Source organism: Microbacterium aurantiacum (assembly GCF_040532595.1).
Taxonomy (GTDB): Bacteria; Actinomycetota; Actinomycetes; order Actinomycetales; family Microbacteriaceae; genus Microbacterium; species Microbacterium chocolatum_B.
Genome location: NZ_JBEVYX010000002.1, coordinates 54726 through 71876, shown reverse-complemented (window position 1 = coordinate 71876; position 17151 = coordinate 54726). Strand labels below are relative to the sequence as shown.

Sequence of the window (17151 nt, the reverse complement as noted above, 5' to 3'; positions counted from 1 at the left end):
CTTCCCTCGGCGTCAGCCGAGACCGATTCGAAGCATGAGGATTCCGGGGAACACCGCGAACAGCACGCTCAGCGGCAGGATCGCGAACACCAATGGGATCAACATCGTGATCTCCTTGCGTCCGGCTCCTTCGATGAGCTCCCGCTTCGCCTCATCCCGGGCATCCGAGGCGTGGGCGTGGAGCACGTCGGCCAGGGGCGCTCCCCGACCCAGAGCGGCGATGAGCTGATCGACGGCGCGCGTCAACGCGGGGAGGTCGAACCGCGAGGACAGGGAAGCGAGCGCCTCCGGCAACGGCTCGCCGGTATCGACGGCCAGCACGACCCCGCGCAGCTCCGCGGCGAGATCGCCCGAGCCCACGGCGCTCACCCGCCGCAGCGCATCGAGCATCCCCTCCCCGGCGGACAGACAGAGCGCGAGGAACTCCAGGACGGTGGGAAGTTCCTCTTGCATCCGAGAACGCCGGGTGGATGCCGCACGGGTGAGGGTGGAATCGTACGCCAGCGCGGAGGCGAAGGCGGCGAGGAGCGGCACCGCGCCGACCAGGACGCCGCCGCGCTGCGTCGCGGTGAGGATGACCGCGACGACACCTCCGGCGAAGAGGCCCATCACCGCCCAGAGAAGCTGGCGCTGGCGGAACCGGGCCGCGTCGATGGTCCATGCGGCGCGCCGCAGCCGCGCGGTGAGCTCCGACTCGCCACCGATCGCGCGTGCGATGCGGGCGCCGATCCCGCCCGCCGGGCGCGCCGCGTCCGCCGCGCGGGACGCCACGATCGGTTCGATGCCGAGCGGGTCCGCCAGATCGCGCAGGTACGGTGCGATCCGCCTGTGGAGACTCACCGCGCCCCATCGCGGGGTACGGGATGCGATGAGCACGAGGCCCAGCCCGAACGCGACGCCCCAGGCGACCGAGATGGCACCCGCGTCCACCGTCGCCGTCACGCGAACCACCGCCGCGGCTCGGGGAGGCGACCGATGCGCAGCATGAGCCAGAACGCACCCGCGGAAACCGCGGCCCCAACCAGGACGAGTGCGGCGCCGGCGGGCGAACCGTAGGCGTGCGCCCCTTCGGGGCGGAGCGAGAGGAGGACGAGGATCACCCACGGCGCGCTCACGCCGAGCACCGCCGCGCCGCGGATCCACGACTGCCGTGCCTCCACCTCGGAGCGCAGCGCCGCGTCGGCGCGGACGGACGCGGCGAGCGCCCGGAGCACGGTGGTCAGGTCGGTTCCGCCGACCTCGCGCGCCATCCGTAAGGTCTCGACAATACGATCCGCGACCGGGTCCGCGAGGGTGCCCTTGAGGCGAGTCAGCGCCGTCGAGAAGTGCCCGCTCGCGGCGATGTCGCGCGCGAAGCCTCCGAACGCGGGACGCAGCGGGTCGGGGGCGGATGCCGCGAGACTCGCGACCGCGTCGGGCAGCGACATCCCCGCGCGTACGGACGCGATGAGGAGATCGCACACGTCGGGCCAGAGACCGCGCCTTTCCTTGCGCCGTCGCATGCGACGCGTGCGCAGCCACGCGATCGGCCCGGCTGCCGCGGCGACCGCGCTCACAGCCGTGAGCACGACCACGCCGGTCACGAGCCAGACGACGGCTCCCGCGACGCAGGCGGCGAGCGCGCACACGGCCGCGAGGCGAGCCGGGGTGAGCGGAGCGCCCGACTCGGCGATGAGCCGTTCGACGGCCGAGATCCGCTGCGACGGGGCGGCTGATGTGCGGTCTCGACGCGGCCAGAGCCAGGGGGAGACGACGAGCAGCACGCCCGCCGCCAGCACCGCCCCCCAGACGATCGTCATGCGCCGTCCGAGCGGTGAACGGAGCGCGCCCCGACGGAGCCGTCGACGACGGCACCGGTCACTTCGAGGATCTCCTGGACGAAGCGCCGACCGGAGGCGTCTCGGCAGCAGTGCACCACGACGTGCACTCCGCGTGCGACCGCCGGAACGAGGAACGCGGCATCGATGTTGCGGCCTGCCAGGAGGGGAAGGGCGCAGAGTTTGTCCAACGCCTCCAGCGCCGAGTTCGCGTGGATCGTCGCAGCACCCGGCACGCCGGTGTTGAGGGCCAGGACCAGATCGAGGGCTTCGGCATCGCGGACCTCCCCCACCACCAGTCTGTCCGGCCGCATCCGGAGGGCTTCCTTGATGAGCCGGCGGAGGGACACCTCGCCCTTGCCCTCCAGACTCGGCTGTCGGCCCTGCAGTGCGACGACGTCCTCGACCGTCACGGCGAGTTCGAACGTCTCCTCCACGGTGACCACGCGATCGTTCGGGGACGAGGCCTCGATCAGTGCGCCGAGAAGCGTCGTCTTCCCCGCGTGCGTCGCGCCCGAGACCAGGATGCTGCGGCCTGAGCGCACGCAGTCGCGGAGGTACCGCGCGGCACCCCGGCTGAGCGAACCCGACTCGACGAGCGCGGACAGGTCCCGGTATCGCGGCAGGAACTTGCGGATGTTCACCGACCAGTGGCGTCGGGTGATGTCCGGGATGACGACGTGCAGACGACTGCCGTCGGGCAGCGAGGCATCCACGAAGGGCTGACTGAGGTCGACACGGCGCCCGGACGCGTGCAGCATCCTCTCGACGAGATCGCGCACCATGCCGTCCGTCATCGTGAGCGGCAGACGCTCCGACGCACCGTTCCGCGCCACGAACACGCGGTCCGGAGCGTTTCTAAAGCGCAATCTAGAGGCGTACCACCTTCATGAACAAGAACAAGACAGGTCCCGCCCCGCTCCGCGCCGTCATATCGTCCCGTGTCTCGGTGGACGACGTCGGCAAGGGTAAGAGGACGCGGGACGAGCAGACAGAGCAAATGTCGATCTCGATTCAGGCTCAGATCGATACCGGGCGAGCGTTGATAGCACGAGAGGAGTATCAGCTCGTCTTCGATCCTCACGAACTTGTCGATGATGGCGTGTCCGGTTACAAGGGTGCAGACCGCAAGGGCTTCGACAAGCTCATGCGACTGGTTGTCGGCGGGCACATTGACGTCATCGTGACCCGTGCCGTGGATCGCATCGGACGCAACGACGCAGATAACTCCGCCATCCGTATCGCGGCGGCACAACACGGGGTGCGATTCCACCTGTTCAACGGGTCGGTGATCGACCCTCGGCAATCGAACGACAAGCTCACTCTTCAGATCACGCAGGGCATTGCGGAGTATCAGTCCGCTCTGAAGAGCGAGACAGTCCGGAACGTCTACGGCGCTATGCGAGACCGGGGCGAGCTTCGATCCGGTCACAAAGTATTCGGCTGGCAGTGGAAAAAGAACGAGCCGAAACTGTCGATGAAGGAAGAGCCGGACGAACGAGAACTGATCCAGGAGGCTTACGCCCGACTGCTCGGCGAGGGGCGCCGGTACACGGTTCGCGGCAAGTCACACACATCGCAGGACAGCGAGAAGCTCTACGCCATTTGCGGCGACTGGAACGCGCGCGGCATCCGCTCTGTGACCGGCAAGCAGTGGGGCACCCAGTCACTTCGAGCGGTGCTCCTACGTCCGTCCAACGCGTTGTACATCCGCTTGGGGGACGGATGGGACTACGACAGAACGGTAGACAGCACCACGGGCGAGATTCGCCGAGGCAAGTGGGATCGCCTCATCGATGATGAGACGTACTCACAAGCCCGGGCGCTCTTGCTCTCGCCCTCGCGCCGGACGAACCCGGGCAGGAGAACGACGCATCTCGTTTCGGGAATTGCCCGATGCGGGCTCTGCGCTTCTCCCCTGCGGTCGTCTTCGGTCGATGACAAGAAGGGCGGACGGATGCCGATCTACCGATGTGTGACCAAGATGAACATGCCCGATGACCCCGGCGTCAAGCACGTGAGCGCTCGCATCGAACCGTTAGATGCGGCGGTGCGTCGAGCTGTCATCGCGGCGTTCGTTTTCGGCCCCAAGAACCTGTTCTCCGACGAGGCGCCGACGCAAGCGGCGGAGATTCACGACGACATCGACGGCGTGCTCCGGAAGCGCCAGGAGTTGCTCTCTCTCGTCGCTGAGGACGTGGTGAGCCTCGGGGACGCTCGGGGGCAACTTGCCAGTCTGAAGAACCGTGAGGCCGTGCTGAGAGCCGATCTTGACACGGCTATGGCCAGCGATGCCGACGCGATGCGCCTTTCCGACCTGCGGGCGGGATTGTGGAAGGCCGGACGGGTGAGCATCGACGCGACGGCGGAATACAAGCGAGAGCTTGGAGCGAGGTTTGACTCGCTGGACATCGAGCGGCGACGCGCTCTCGTCCGGCACTTGCTCGATGTCGAGGTTCGCCCGCGATCCAAGGGCGTCTACGGCGCTCGCCGCTGGAAGATCCTGCACAAGGTCGTTACATCCCTAAACGCTTAGCGAGGAGCTGGACTCGCTTCAGTCGGGTAGCACGATGCCGTAGGCCGCGCATGTTTTTGTTATGGAGTCGGCGAGATCCGTTCCCGCGGCGACATGAACCAACATGTGTTCGTTGTTCGAGCCACGCTCGAGCACTGATAGAACCTCCGGCTGAGTGAACATCCAGTCACGCGAGTCCATATATCCGGGCTGACCTGGCTGGTGCGAACGAAGTCGTTCAGCTAGGTCAGCGGTGTTCGCGATGAAGTCAGCGATCAACCTCGAGAAGTTCGACTGTTCTTCCTCGGAGTATGCCCGCCATAAGACGTTCATGATGTCCAGATCGTCTGGCGCGCCACCGGGCTCGCCGAGTAGCGCCTCGTACTGGTCATCCAGGTACTCGACGGCTCTTGCGACCTCGTATGCAGGCAATGACTCCCTCTTCTTGAACATCCGCTGGATGTCATCGTCGAAAATCTCAGTCAGCACCGTCAAGCGCCACACAACTCGTTTGAAGCGAGTCGGCAGATCAATCAGCCCCTTGTAGGTGAGCTTATGCGAGACCACCGACCAAGCGTCCTGGGCCCTCGTGCGGACCTGGATCTCACACAGAATTGGAAGCCCTTCGGAGTCGATCTGCTTGCCATCGTGCACAGTCACGTGGACGCCCGTGTACGCAAGGCTTTGCGCGTCGGCCTTCTTGTTCTCGCGCCTCTTGCTAGCCCACCCATGTCGCTCCAGGGCGCGAGCCGCCGCCTTGCGATCGCGCTTGGTCGAACAAATGACACGGACGCCGACCTTGTCAGTGATCTCCTCCCAGCTCCGTAGACTCCCGTGACCATCCTTCGCCAGCTTGCGAATGAGACTCCGACGGGCCTTCACGCGGCCCGTCACGTAGTGTTCGCCAGCCACTGGCGCGACGATCTTCCGAATTCTCTTGGTGTACACCTTCAGCGCTTGGTCTAGCGAGGGCTTGGATGCCGTGTAGACGTCAGCTGTTGACAACGGTCCGTCACGCTCAACGGATGTCATCGCGGAGCCCGCCCGAGGTCGAAGCTCGAAGGCGCCCCGTTGACGACGATTCTGTTCTCTTCCACCTCAACCGCTCCCGAAGCTACCGCTTCGGGAGATGCATCTACGGTCACCCCATTGCTAGTTCGCAGACGAAGGCCACCGACTAGGTGATGTACGAGCGTGGTGTCTTTCGTGAACTCCATATTCTGAACCTGAATGGGCAAGGCGCTTGCCACTCCTCCCCGGTCTTGCGGGTCAATGAACTCGGCAATGAACTTGCTAGGGTTGAGCTTCGCGCTGGGACTCTCCAGAACCGTCGCGAGCGCGGCCAGGTACCGCGCCTTCTTCTCGTTTGGGTAGCTCGCGCTATCGATATGGGCGGTCATCGCCTTGACGAACTGCTCGACAAGCTTCTCTGCCTGTTGAGCCAGGTCGAATCCCAGATACTCCAAGAAGTACTCGGCGTAGCCGAAGCCATTCTGGCGGTCAACCATCAGACCCACGAGGTCGTTTCCCGCCATCCAGAGCAACGCGATCTTGAACACCTGGGCTTTGCTTCCGAGAATCAACTCATTCAAGTGCTGAGCCTCGAAGCGCACGGTGCCGTCAGCCTGCGGTATCTGACGCAACTGCATGCCCTCGTTGTGCTCGGCCTTCATTAGAACAACGCGTTCGATCCCACCCGACGTAACACGTCCACACATGAAGACGCCCGCCGATGCCGTGCCAGGCTGACTCGTATGCAGGTGCCGTGCCATGTCAACCGACGCGGAGACGAGCGATGTCGGGTCGCCTAGAACACCACTGATCAGCCCGGGAATCGGGCTGTTGCTCGCGTTGGTATAGACGATTTCACGCCCCTTGGCGAACGACGGCTGAAGCATCTCCTCGCGGATGAATCGGTCGGTTTCGAGGTCTAGCACCATGGGCTCACCTGAGAGGACGACCGCCGAACCCCCGTCCTTCGCGCGACCCCTTGGGACTTCATGAATCATCGTTTCGACGAGCGTCAGCGGTGGCACTACTGGCATTTTGAACTTCCCCCAAAGATTGTGCCGTTGATGCTATCGATATCGCGCGCAACCTACGCAACCGATGAGGTCCACCGCCGACGTTGCCGACCTGAGGGCGCGCACTTAGGCGCTCCAACCTCGTGCCCCCGAAGTACCCGCGAGCCAGTGTGATTAGAGGAGAGCCAAAGCAGGTTCACATCCATCCACCCACCCGCGTTCGGGAGGGGCGTGAGGCACCCGCTGTCTGCGCCGCTATCCTCGATAGACATCAAGGGGGGACGAGCGAGCATGATTCCGGAGATCGCGACGGAAGTGGACAGGCAACTTGCCGAACAGCGAGCGATATCCGAATCGCTCGCGACTCGCGCCGGACTAATGGTCGGCGTGACTAGTGCCCTGCTCGCTGTGGCGGCTACCCGGTCCACTGCCCAAACAACTGACCCGCGCACTGGCTATTGGCTGATCGGCATCGCGGCGGTACTCGGAGTCATCGTCTTTTGGGCGGCACGGATTGGAGTCGGTCCGAGCCCCGCAAGGCTTACTACCGTTTCCTCGGCCGACCTCGCGCTGTCCAAGGTGTTGCTCCTCGAAGCAAACTCCAGGGTTCTTCTACGAGTGCAGGTACTTTTCTCGCTTCAGGTCCTGACCACCATCGCAGGGGTACTCGCCCTGGTCCTGATGATGTGGGGCCTACCATGATCGACAGCGACTACATCGCGTATCTGGAGCGGCAGTTTGCGTCGTCGGAACATCCTGACGAACCGCCCGTTCAGTGGTCCTACGGGTTGAGCACCTCGCCCCCGTCCGAACCGCTCAGCCAGGAGGGCTCAGGCGACCTCACGGCGGCGATAGCCTTACTGCGGCCCACGAGCACCCTCGGACCCCTCTTCGGGCTGACATCTCGTGACATCGAGCTGTCAGCTGAGAAGGTCCGCGCGGGCAACCCATTGTCTTATCGACAGACGGTCGCGAAGCGCGCATTCGACATAATGATCGCTATCCCGGCCTTAGTGCTCTGCGCCCCTCTCTCCCTCTTCATCGCGCTTCTCATTCGATTGGAATCCCCGGGCCCGATCTTCTTCCTCCAGGAACGAATGGGGCTCGGTGGTCGTCGATTCTCGATGCTGAAGTTCCGAACTTTGCGGCTGGATGCGCGAGACCACCTCCTGGCCGTCGCCGCTTTGGCAGACGGGGAGGGGCGCGGCGGTGTCCTGTTCAAGTTGCGAACCGATCCGCGAGGAACGCGGGTCGGCACCTTTCTGCGGACGTTCTCGCTTGATGAACTTCCTCAGTTCATCAACGTGCTCAGAGGCGACATGAGCATCGTGGGGCCGCGTCCGCCGCTCCCCGCTGAGGGACAAAGCCGTCCGACCCTCACAGTCCAACCGGGGGTCTCCGGGCTGTGGTCGGTCAGGGGGCGCACGGACCTCTCGTGGGAGGAATCGATCAGGCTTGATGAGGACTATGCCCGTAATTGGTCATTGCGTCGCGACCTGGACATCCTGGCCCGAACCATCCGCGCGGTTTTTTCGCCGACGCACTGACGCTGTACGAACCGGCTAATGCGCCCGCCACGCGGTGTCTTGCCGTCACTGTCTATGGGCTCGGCATCAGTTTGGTTAACCGCGCTCCTTCAGCGACTAGTCAGAGGAAAAGTCTGACAAAGAGGGGCCCTAGCCCGCACCTCGTTCACGTTTGGCCGAGAAGGCATCTTGGTCGCGCAAGTAGCTCTTCAGCGAAGTCTTCCTCCGTGCTGACTACGTCGCCTTATCCCCGGGACCGGTCATGCCGCGCGAAGCTTCGACTAGCGCCCGAATCGCCTCGACGGGTGACCAGCCGTTCCGGTGCACCATCCGATGGCAGTTGGAGCAGAGAAGAGCGAGGTCGGAATGCGCGCTCTCGGTCTCGCCGCTGACGTGCAGGGGCGTCCGGTGATGTACCTCGATGTATGAGCGACCAAGCTCGCCGTAAACCAAAAGGAAGTCGAACCCGCACGCCTCACAGGCGATCGGCGCGCCCGCTTCTTCGACCTCGCGGATCTTCGACCTTCGGAGGGACCGGCTTCGCTCGCGGCGGAGCGTGAGAACGTAGGACGCGCCGCCTTCAATCGCGACGGTCGCTTCTTCATCGTCCAGCTCGGGAGTATCCGCTTCAGGCGGGATGGCCGCGGTCCCGGCGCCCGTTCTCAACGACTGGGCGAGTGCGCGCATCAGTGTCGGGTTCTCGAAGAAGCGAGCAACAAACAATCGTTCACGTTCGGTCGCACGGAGTCCGCCCGGCAGATTGGGGTTCGCCCCGATCAGATTCCCGATCTTCATCGATACCGAGCTTGTCGAGCGGAAACTGTCGTCGATTGATGACTGGTTGGGAAAGTTCGCGTGACGGAGCACCCGGGATAACTCGACGTAGTCCGGCGTGGTGGAGTTTCCACCCTTCCACCCGCGCCTATCGATCAGTTCGACGGCAAGAATCAACTCTTCGTCTGTCCATGCGGGGTTACTGGCCACGGGGTGACGTTAGCTTGTCTCGCGGTGCCGACAGAACTGCGCAGGTTTGCGGGCGAGTTCCGGGACGCCTAACGGGCTAGGGCGAACTGCGACGCCTCACGCGCGACACCGACCCGGCCAGAAGATACGCCGCGCGCCAGCCGAGACGGTGAGTCCGCACTAGTGTCACGGCATGGTGCTAAATGGCGTCTGGCCGCGGCTAGAGGCAGAGATAAAGGCGGCGCGCGCGCACCTAGATGAAATCGGGTAGGTCAGCGATCAGTCAGACGCCCCACCAGTGAGCATCCGGCGATTTGCCTCGAAGGCCTCATTCCGTTCGGTCCAGTAACGCGTGAGACGCCGCCTTTCCCGCCGAGACGGGGGCGCAAAGGGTCCGCCCCGCTTGCTCGGCAAGTAGAGGACGAACGGGCGAAGCATGTCCACATTGACATCTGAGTTTGGCACGACGGTCTCGTGTCGAGTGCGATCGCCTGCGGAGAAGAGATCGGCGTACCGAGGCCCTCGGGCATTCCCTCGGTCCCACGGCCAGCGAGTCTGTGCCCACGCCGCAAGCTCGGCGGGTCGTGCCGCCATCCAGCTCCCGGAAAGATCGTTCGTGCTCAGCAAGCGAGAGCCGCCCCTACGTCGCCGCCGCGGTACCCGAGTCGCTCGGAGGAATGCTGTGGGCGCATACCAGCCCGCATAAAACTCGGCGGCCGTCCAGAAGGCCACCACTTCCTCGCCCGGCTCGAACAGGTCCAAGGCCTGCGCCGTCAGGTCGTCGTATCTCTCACGAGTTTTGGACAACGACCGCTCAGAGTCCTCAATCCACGCTCGGTCGAAGCGCCCATCGTCCACTGCACGTGCCTGGAGTGCGACCGCTCGGCCCATGAGAGAGATGATCCTCCGACGGCGCGTCCGCGTGCTCGACACCTCTCCCGACCACCACCGCGCAACGCCAGCGACTAGCCAAAGAAGAAGACCTACGACGAGGGGCCCGAGAATTACCGAAAGAAAAACGGGTCCCGAAAGAGATGTGATGGCTGTGGGTGGTGAGATCACAGCGGGAGTCTATTCACGTGGGGCCAGGATGAGGCGTCGCTCCGTTGACCGCAACTCCATTCTTTGGGCGGTCGAATCGTCTCGGACCGAACCAACACCCTCCCCAGTTCGCAACTGGAGGGGAACGCCGCAACTGATCACCTCCTCAGTGGGTCCGCCAGTTGACCTGACACCTCGCATGAACGTGCGCGGGCAACCCTGCTGTGTCGCGCGTCGGTTGGTCTCGTCTTGGTCGCGCGATGGAGCCCCGTGACCGCGCTAGCGGGGTGTGTTTGTCCGGCCGCTCTTCTCTTGCGACGCTCTCCGTGGGTCCGAGGACCGGTAGCCGTGGGCGATCTCAAACTCGGCGAGTCTGATGAGCGCATCTACCTCGGGACGCGTCTCTCTTGAGGCCAAAAGCTCGTCGATCTCCTCGTCCGACACCTCACTCCAATCACTACCCGTCCCCGGAACCGGCACCGGCGAATCCTTCAGCAGAACCCTTGCTCGATCGATCAACGCCTGACGTTCATTCGAGTACCTGTCGCGTTCAAGGAACTTGAACTCCAGGCCCTTGATCACCTGTGACATGGCGGCCACCTTGCGACGCCTGTAACCGAGTTCTTCCTGCAGCTTCTCGTACCCTTCCGACGAAGTGCCGTCGAGAGCTTCCTCGCGCCGGATCGCTTCTAGAACTCGACGTAGGCGACGCTCCTCAGCCGCCCTGAGCGCATCTAGCTGTTCCAATGCGCCCCTGGCTACTAGGTCGTCGTCGCTAACGTCTCCGCGCGCGCGCATTGCGGCCTCATCTTCGGGGATCGCGGTTTGTAGCGATGAGAGGAGACGATCGTGTGCGGCTTGGGCGTCGGACACATCGCCCACTTCCCTTAGGGCATCTGGAGTGATCGATCTCACGCGATCCTTCGCATAGGCCATCAGCTGTTGCGGTGTCATGAAGTGGACTCGTTTGCCGACCCTCTCCATGAACTCATCGATGAGTTCTACGCGGGGGCCGATCTTCGCGCCCTTGAAGTCACGCCACCAATCCTCCTTCTGATCGTCGCTGACGAAGAGAACCGACTTTGCGTCGGCCGCGGCCTTGTCCAGAATCTGATGCCAAAGCACCAGATCGCCGTACCGCTCCGGTTCTGGTTTGGCGGCGTCCTTGTATCCGGGTGGAACCTTGGCTTCGTAGCGACTTGAGCCCAGAGTGAAGATCTCTTGCAGTCGATCGGGTGCATAGGGTGCGCCTACGTGCCCGTCAAAAAGCTCGGTGATCTCGTCAGTTGTTTCGTCGTGTTGCCCCTTGGCCACCACGTCGTTGTCGTACGCCGCCTGAGTCGCGGTGATCTTCTGCTCAATGCTCTGGACTGCCTGGGCAACGGTAGTACGTAGATCATCAAGATCCAGCGTCGGATGGTTTCGAAGAGCGCCAATCTCTTTTGTCACTGTCGCCAGCGCCGATCGTGATTTGTCGAGGAGAGTGGTGAACGCATCCTGCTGATCCCGGATGACTCCCATCCTCCCCCTCTGAAACTCGAGACCGACCTGATACGGAAGCCAGAGGTCCTCACGCCTCACGCGGAGGACCTCCAGGAAAGACTCGCGGGTGCGCCGCGTGTATCGAAATAGGTTGAAGAGTGCGTTCGTGTCAAGAACGACAAGGCCCTCTTCCCAAATCTCCACCATTTCCTCTTCGGTGGGCGGGTAGTAGCCCGGAAAGGCGTCTCTCACAGATCCTCCAGTCTCGGTAGACACAACATAGCGGGCCCGCCTTTCGCCCAAGATGCAGGTCGCAAAATCCACGCGGACCCAGTTCGTTCACCTTGCTGGACGTGATGAAGTCGAGCGACACACGTCTGGTCGCAATGCAGACTCTGCCGACGGGGCGTCCGGCGCGTGCGTGCGGCACACACGTGAGCGCGACTGGAGATCGGATGGCCCTTTTGCCCCGGTGAACGTTGTCATGACGACGTTCATGCGCCACGCGACTGAGACGCCACCGTACGCCGTCGCGGCTCGTGGGAGACAAAGAGTGAGCCCGCGGGGCAGGTCAGGGACCCGCGCCCGAGCGTCAGTCGGCCAGGGCGCGATAGACCGATGCTCTGCTGATCCCTGTCAGCTTCACGATCTCTGCGACCGTGCGCCCTCTAGCCTTCTCGCGCCGCACCTTCGTGATGTTCTCGGCGGTCATGACGGTGATCGGGCGTCCAGCCACCTGCTCGCCGTCCTGGGCTCGGGCGGCCTTCGCGGCCCGCGCCTCTGCGACACGCTCTTGGGTCATCGAGCGCTCCAGCTCCGCAACCAAGATCAGGAGATCGCGCATGAACTTGCCTGCCGCGCCGGAGAACTGTTGCTCGGCGCCCTCTTTGAGGCTGACCACGCTTACGCCCTTCTCCTCCAGGTCCGCGATTGTCTGGAAGACGTGAAGAGCCGAGCGGCCCAACCGATCAAAGCTGTGCACCGTGATGGTGTCACCTTGCCTCACCCGAGAGAGGAGGTCATTGAGGCCGGGGCGAGACTGGCGGGCGCCGCTGATCTTGTCAGTGAAGATGTCCGCCGGGTCGATGCCTTCGGCGAGAAGCGCGTCGAGCTGGCGGTCATTCGTCTGCGACGTGGTCGAAACCCGGGCGTATCCGAAGCGCTTGGATGAGGGCATGTCTCAACTGTAGTCATTACAGCAATGTGAGACAAGTAACAGAGACAACTTCTGGACACCGAATCCGAGAATTTTTGACGAAGAATGAGCCGCGTGAACGCTCGGCGTCTCAGCATGGAATTGAGACATGATGCGGCATAGCGGTTCGGGCCGCTTCACTCTCGTGCGAGCGCTCGCCGGATGGTCGAGCGGCTGGTCCCGAACAACTTCGCGAGTGGGCGATATCCGAGGTCGGTCGTCGCCCTCAGGATCTTCAGCTCAGCCTCGTCGTCGGGACTGAGCACTCGCGGGCGCCCGCGGCCACGGCGCGGGGTGTCGTCGGTCATCGCTTGGGCTCGCGAGGAAAATGGAGCTGACGAAGCTCTTCGATCAGGTCGCGGTCGATGCCTCGAAGCTCACGCACCCGACCGGCGACGGCGACGAACACGTAGAGGCGGCGCCCGGCTCCAAGGCAGTACAGAGCATCGCGTCCCTGCGCGCGGCCGAAGCTGAGGGAGAGACCGACCGGCAAATGCACCGCGCAGTGGTCGATATAGATAACGACCACCGCTTTCCCGCGCGGCGGGCTCGGCGGCTCACCAAGGGTCACATTTTTGCCAGCCTGTCGCGCGCGGTCTGCGGCGGTTGGCAAGTTCTGCACTGGTGCGCGCCGAACGGGCGTCTGTACGACGTCTGGGGCCTGAGGGGGCGGATTGTGGCCGCTGGTTCGTCCAGGGAGGATCGTTCGTCCTGCGCGTGCCATGACATGTCCAATCTGGGAGACCCGGCCCCTGGCGGAGTCGGGACCAGGGGCCAGGGGCCCGGGCTGATGCCGACGACGAGAGAGGCGTCAGCCCGGGCGGTGTGTCCGTGTGCGTCGCCCCGACGCCCGTCGGCAACGCACACGGAGTCTTTAAATCTTGCTCACGGCGAGGGCGCTCCAGTCTTCGAGACTCATCACGACGAACGAGTCGCCCAGTGGACGCCCGCTTCTGTGCTGGACAAGGGCGGCGTACTTGCGTCCACCGTCGTCGGCCAATCTCCGCGCCTGATCCAAATCCTCACCGAACCGGTAGGAAATCCGCGACGACGTCTCGATCCAAACGTTCGGGATCCCGTCCACGTCGGGGAGGATGCCGTCTCCAAGAGCGTCAGAGATGCGGCGTCGCATCGGTCGCGCTCTTGCGCTATCGAGACCGGAGAGCATCGCGTAAAGCGCAACGCCTTCGCGGAATCGGAGCGCGTCGGTCAGGTTCCTGCTTCTGGCCGTCATCGGTCTGCACCTGCCTCTCGTGCTTCGACCCGCTGGGCGGATCGAACGCCGCCCGAGTCCAGCCGGGCACGCTGGGCGGCGGCGGCTCGCACGCTCGGATCTTCGGCGGCGTTCAGTGTGGTCGAGGTTGTCGGTGCGGGCCCGAATCGCTCTTCGACGGCTCGGCGTGCCTGCGCGCGCTCGACGGGGTCGGACACTGCCCAGGCGGCGATGCGTGCCTCTTCCCGCGCCGAGGCCCACTGTGGGGTGCCGTAGGTCCAGGATTCGAGGTCCCGGGGCGCCGCTCCCAGGCGCAGACGGACGCGGCCCCATCGCCGGACCTGCTCAGGTTCGTCGGCGGCGAGCCACACGCCGCCCGGGTTCCCGAACTTGTCTCGGGCCGCGTCCAGCATCTTTTCTGTGACGACGAAAGTGTCACCGCGGGTGAACGTCAAAGCGTGCTCACCGAAGATGGTCACACTCTGGGGAATGGTGATCCCGCGATCGTCGAGGCAGTGCACGACCGTGCCGGGATCGACCGTTGGCGCTGTCCTGGCGTCTGCGGGCTTGGAGGTAGTGAGAGCATCGCGAAGGGCACGGGCCTCACGCAGACGGCGCTGTGCGGGCGTCTCGTGCGGCTCAGTCGCCACTCCCCTGCGTTCGGCAAGCTCGGTCTCCAGCTCGGCGAGGCGTGCTCGTTTCGAGTTCACGGGTGAATCTCCTGACTGCTGATTCGCGAAACGAACGCTGACAGCTCGTCTGCGATGTGGACATGTCCTGCATTCCTGAGCGCCGCCTGAATTGTGGCGGCGACGTGTGCGTCCAGTCGGGCCGCGGTGAAGACGGCCTTAGCGATCTCGCGGGAGTCTGCGTCGATTTCGATCTCGGACTCGGTCGCATCGGGACCGCGCATCGCTACGAGCGCCAACAGGGCTCGCAGTTCGCTGTCTCCTGCTCTGGCTAATGCCGCGTGGTTGTTCTGCTCTTCAGCGACGAGGGCGGAGGTGCGGGCGCGTCTGGCGATGTCCAGGACTCGGGAGGCGACCGCCACTGAGTCGAGACCGGTCAGCCGCAACACTCGTTCTTCGATCTGCTGAGGCAGATGACCACCGCGAATATGACGGGCGATGCTGTGACGGCTCGGAGCACCCCGCCCGCGCGACAGGCGCGAAATCGACACACCCGCGGCGAGCTGTTGTTCGAGCTGTGTCCGCAGGTTGGGCGCGAGCAGACAAACATTGCACGCTCTCCCCGGGCGGCGTGTCGTCGAGGTCGCAATATCCGTCATACCCATGAGTATCGGCCGCAAGCCCCAAAACGTTATCGGGGCTGGGGATGACGCTCGACTGCCCTTGTGGGCACGTCTGCGATGACCTCGGGTTCGCTACGTCCACCGTCCCAAGCGCGTGTGATCTCGGCAACGATCTGCTGGGGTGCAACGAGAGCCGAGACGATGTGGTGCTCTTTTCCAAAGCGGCTATCGCGTAGGGTGCGGAACTGTCGTGCGAACTGAATGCTGGGCGTCCAGCTCAACCCCATGTCGTCGCCCTCAGTCTCGGACAGGAGCGCGACTCGATACAGGCGCACCGGACGTATGCGACGGCGACGGGGCGCATCCACGCCGTCGTAGCTGTAGCCAGCATCCGCCCACAGCCAGAGCCAGTCCTCACGGTCTAGAGCGTGGCCGGGAATCTCAGCGCTGGTCCAAGCATCCGGAACCGCGTGCGCAAAGAAGTCGCTCCCGAACTGGCCGTCCGCCGCAATCCACAAGTCGTAGAGGCACGCGGGTAGGTCGTTTCGTCCGGGCGGGTAAGGCGTCCCATTCCAAACGCTCTGCCAGGCGCACCAGGCCACGGTGGGCGATGATCCAGCGTGCTCCTCTGCGAACGCCTCAACTCTGCTGAGCGCGTGCAACGCCTCGCGGAGCGGGGCTCGCTCATCGAGGCCGCTCATGTCGCGTCCGCCGCATCGTCGTGCGCCCAGTCCTGGAGCACCCTGCGGGCCTCGATGACGGCGGCGGCGAGTTCGGTGCGACCGCGCGCGATGAAGTACTCGCGGGCCGCGTCGGAGCGCTCGGTCAGCATCCAGCCGTCGAAGATATCTCCGCCGACGTGAAGACGCGGAGTCCACTCCAAGATGGGGCGGGCGTCGTGGCTGTACGCGCCAGCGGGATTTGCGAAATACACATCAAAGCCGTCTGCACCCGCAAGGTAGACCTCGATCTCATCTTCATCCATGGAGTAGCCCAGAAGGTCACCTCCGACCACGATGCAGTTGTTCTCGTCCACAAGCCGGAACAGCCCGTAGCTGACCGCCTGAGGGTCGCGCGTGCGGGACTTGTGCAAGCTCAAACCCTGACGCCGGGCGGCGTTGCGGAGTCGGATCTCGCGAGTGCGGGTTGTGACATCGTTCATTTCTTGCTCCTGTTCTGTACTCGTGCCGGTGAGTAGGCACAGGGGTAGTACGCCGCGGATGACAGGAAGAGAAACCCTCTGGCGAGAAATTTCATGTTGACCTCGCACGGAGCGCTCGCCGCATCCGGTCGATGGTGCTCATCGAGACACCGAGGGTGGCGGACTGCTCAGCGACCGTCTGCCCAGCCAGAGCCGCGAGCTTGTCGAGGTCAGCGTCAGTCCACATCGGCCCGCGCTTCGAAGTCTTCCCGCCACGTCGGCCCCGCTCCTGCATCTCGCGTATGTAGTCGGGTGTCCAGGTGGCTAGCGCGTATCGCGCGCTTACTCGCGCGACGCTCTCGACCGCGCGCTCTCCATCCAAGTAGGTGCGTCGCACGCGGCCTGGTTCGCGAACTTCCCCGTAGTCCTGGATGTACAAGAGATGCCAGCATTGGTCGCGCAGATAGCGCTCCAGCGCCGCCGCGAGAAGCCCTTCGGTCGGCGGCTCCAGCCCATCCCGGCACCGGTCGTTGAGTACACGTCGAGCGAGACGCTTCAGGTGTAGTCGAACCACGTCGAACAGCTCGCGCTGTCCACGACGGCGGAACGGTCGGCGCATCGCCTTGCGCTGACCGCGAGCGTCCCGTGCGGAGATGAGGTTTGCAACGAGAGCGGAGGTGTCCTGTCCCTCTTCATACTCCCTGGAAGGTCGTGGGTTATCTGACGTGCTCGATTCGTGTTGTTTCGAGCTAACCCAAGTGCGCTTATCTGACGTTCTCGCGCTGACCATCGAGGCGCGCATCTCGTCAAGGGTGAGCTTTCGTGGTCGAGTGGGCGTCTCGTCCACGAGGGCGAGGAGGTCATCAAACGCGGGGTCGGTCGTCGGTAGACTCATGCCGAGATCTCGAATCTTCAGCCGCCTCACGTCTGCCAGGACGGGGGCGGCTTTCTCATGCCAGCCCGCGGACGGTCGTAGAGAGTA

At 64.0% G+C, this 17151-nt stretch carries 16 protein-coding genes and 1 pseudogene; 3 read left to right on the top strand and 14 right to left on the bottom strand.

The features are described from left to right. Positions 1-12: 12 nt before the first annotated feature. The 3 genes and pseudogenes from ABXJ56_RS12510 to ABXJ56_RS12500 form a co-directional block, all read right to left on the bottom strand. The gene (locus tag ABXJ56_RS12510) at positions 13-942 is read right to left on the bottom strand and encodes a type II secretion system F family protein (protein WP_354000078.1); all 930 of its coding nucleotides are present in this window, start codon (positions 940-942) and stop codon (positions 13-15) included. Beyond that, the gene (locus ABXJ56_RS12505) at positions 939-1799 is read right to left on the bottom strand and encodes a type II secretion system F family protein (protein ID WP_354000077.1); all 861 of its coding nucleotides are present in this window, start codon (positions 1797-1799) and stop codon (positions 939-941) included. Before ABXJ56_RS12505 ends, ABXJ56_RS12510 begins: the two co-directional genes overlap by 4 nt. After that, positions 1796-2674: pseudogene (locus ABXJ56_RS12500) on the bottom strand (CpaF family protein); the annotation flags it as partial. The pseudogene ABXJ56_RS12500 and the gene ABXJ56_RS12505, both read right to left, overlap by 4 nt. A 32-nt stretch (positions 2675-2706) precedes the next feature. On the opposite strand from ABXJ56_RS12500, the gene ABXJ56_RS12495 reads away from it, so the two are divergent. After that, positions 2707-4353 carry a recombinase family protein gene (locus ABXJ56_RS12495; protein WP_354000076.1) on the top strand — a complete coding sequence of 549 codons (1647 nt, stop codon included), beginning with the start codon at positions 2707-2709 and terminating at the stop codon, positions 4351-4353. An 18-nt stretch (positions 4354-4371) separates the two neighbouring features. Here ABXJ56_RS12495 and ABXJ56_RS12490 read toward each other — a convergent pair whose 3' ends face one another. Together ABXJ56_RS12490 and ABXJ56_RS12485 are read right to left on the bottom strand one after the other, a co-directional pair. Beyond that, on the bottom strand, positions 4372-5364 hold the full coding sequence (locus tag ABXJ56_RS12490) for a RelA/SpoT domain-containing protein (RefSeq protein ID WP_354000075.1): 993 nt from the start codon (positions 5362-5364) through the stop codon (positions 4372-4374). After that, a complete protein-coding gene (locus ABXJ56_RS12485; protein WP_354000074.1) occupies positions 5361-6368 on the bottom strand; it encodes a nucleoid-associated protein in 1008 nt (335 codons plus the stop codon). Before ABXJ56_RS12485 ends, ABXJ56_RS12490 begins: the two co-directional genes overlap by 4 nt. 279 nt (positions 6369-6647) lie before the next feature. On the opposite strand from ABXJ56_RS12485, the gene ABXJ56_RS12480 reads away from it, so the two are divergent. Next, positions 6648-7058 carry a hypothetical protein gene (locus ABXJ56_RS12480; RefSeq protein ID WP_354000073.1) on the top strand — a complete coding sequence of 137 codons (411 nt, stop codon included), beginning with the start codon at positions 6648-6650 and terminating at the stop codon, positions 7056-7058. Continuing rightward, on the top strand, positions 7055-7903 hold the full coding sequence (locus tag ABXJ56_RS12475; protein ID WP_354000072.1) for a sugar transferase: 849 nt from the start codon (positions 7055-7057) through the stop codon (positions 7901-7903). Before ABXJ56_RS12480 ends, ABXJ56_RS12475 begins: the two co-directional genes overlap by 4 nt. A 213-nt stretch (positions 7904-8116) precedes the next feature. On the opposite strand, the gene ABXJ56_RS12470 is transcribed toward ABXJ56_RS12475, so the two are convergent. The 9 genes from ABXJ56_RS12470 to ABXJ56_RS12430 all read right to left on the bottom strand — a co-directional run bounded on the left by ABXJ56_RS12470 (position 8117) and on the right by ABXJ56_RS12430 (position 17064). Then, a complete protein-coding gene (locus ABXJ56_RS12470) occupies positions 8117-8866 on the bottom strand; it encodes an HNH endonuclease (protein WP_354000071.1) in 750 nt (249 codons plus the stop codon). A gap of 1299 nt (positions 8867-10165) precedes the next feature. Beyond that, positions 10166-11692, bottom strand: a complete 1527-nt coding sequence (locus tag ABXJ56_RS12465; RefSeq protein ID WP_354000070.1) for a PIN-like domain-containing protein — start codon at positions 11690-11692, stop codon at positions 10166-10168. A gap of 268 nt (positions 11693-11960) precedes the next feature. Continuing rightward, on the bottom strand, positions 11961-12545 hold the full coding sequence (locus ABXJ56_RS12460) for a recombinase family protein (RefSeq protein WP_354000069.1): 585 nt from the start codon (positions 12543-12545) through the stop codon (positions 11961-11963). 322 nt (positions 12546-12867) lie between these two features. Next, positions 12868-13134 carry a hypothetical protein gene (locus ABXJ56_RS12455; RefSeq protein WP_354000068.1) on the bottom strand — a complete coding sequence of 89 codons (267 nt, stop codon included), beginning with the start codon at positions 13132-13134 and terminating at the stop codon, positions 12868-12870. Between the two features lie 303 nt (positions 13135-13437). After that, positions 13438-13797, bottom strand: coding sequence for a hypothetical protein (locus tag ABXJ56_RS12450; protein ID WP_354000067.1), 360 nt, complete (start codon positions 13795-13797; stop codon positions 13438-13440). Beyond that, complete coding sequence (locus ABXJ56_RS12445; RefSeq protein ID WP_354000066.1) at positions 13794-14486, bottom strand: hypothetical protein; 693 nt, start codon at positions 14484-14486, stop codon at positions 13794-13796. The genes ABXJ56_RS12450 and ABXJ56_RS12445 overlap by 4 nt, the downstream gene beginning before the upstream one ends. Then, positions 14483-15064, bottom strand: a complete 582-nt coding sequence (locus ABXJ56_RS12440) for a hypothetical protein (RefSeq protein WP_354000065.1) — start codon at positions 15062-15064, stop codon at positions 14483-14485. The genes ABXJ56_RS12445 and ABXJ56_RS12440 overlap by 4 nt, the downstream gene beginning before the upstream one ends. A gap of 661 nt (positions 15065-15725) precedes the next feature. Next, on the bottom strand, positions 15726-16190 hold the full coding sequence (locus tag ABXJ56_RS12435; RefSeq protein WP_354000064.1) for a hypothetical protein: 465 nt from the start codon (positions 16188-16190) through the stop codon (positions 15726-15728). A gap of 91 nt (positions 16191-16281) precedes the next feature. Further along, positions 16282-17064, bottom strand: coding sequence for a hypothetical protein (locus ABXJ56_RS12430; protein WP_354000063.1), 783 nt, complete (start codon positions 17062-17064; stop codon positions 16282-16284). Positions 17065-17151 lie beyond the last annotated feature (87 nt).

Excerpts from the sequence above, each read along its gene's own strand:
- ABXJ56_RS12475 (WP_354000072.1), top strand. The coding sequence starts at position 7,055 with ATGATCGACAGCGACTACATCGCGTATCTGGAGCGGCAGTTTGCGTCG.
- ABXJ56_RS12440 (WP_354000065.1), bottom strand. The coding sequence starts at position 15,064 with ATGACGGATATTGCGACCTCGACGACACGCCGCCCGGGGAGAGCGTGC.
- ABXJ56_RS12460 (WP_354000069.1), bottom strand. The coding sequence starts at position 12,545 with ATGCCCTCATCCAAGCGCTTCGGATACGCCCGGGTTTCGACCACGTCG.
- ABXJ56_RS12435 (WP_354000064.1), bottom strand. The coding sequence starts at position 16,190 with ATGAACGATGTCACAACCCGCACTCGCGAGATCCGACTCCGCAACGCC.
- ABXJ56_RS12505 (WP_354000077.1), bottom strand. The coding sequence starts at position 1,799 with ATGACGATCGTCTGGGGGGCGGTGCTGGCGGCGGGCGTGCTGCTCGTC.
- ABXJ56_RS12495 (WP_354000076.1), top strand. The coding sequence starts at position 2,707 with ATGAACAAGAACAAGACAGGTCCCGCCCCGCTCCGCGCCGTCATATCG.
- ABXJ56_RS12480 (WP_354000073.1), top strand. The coding sequence starts at position 6,648 with ATGATTCCGGAGATCGCGACGGAAGTGGACAGGCAACTTGCCGAACAG.
- ABXJ56_RS12430 (WP_354000063.1), bottom strand. The coding sequence starts at position 17,064 with ATGAGTCTACCGACGACCGACCCCGCGTTTGATGACCTCCTCGCCCTC.
- ABXJ56_RS12490 (WP_354000075.1), bottom strand. The coding sequence starts at position 5,364 with ATGACATCCGTTGAGCGTGACGGACCGTTGTCAACAGCTGACGTCTAC.
- ABXJ56_RS12450 (WP_354000067.1), bottom strand. The coding sequence starts at position 13,797 with ATGACGGCCAGAAGCAGGAACCTGACCGACGCGCTCCGATTCCGCGAA.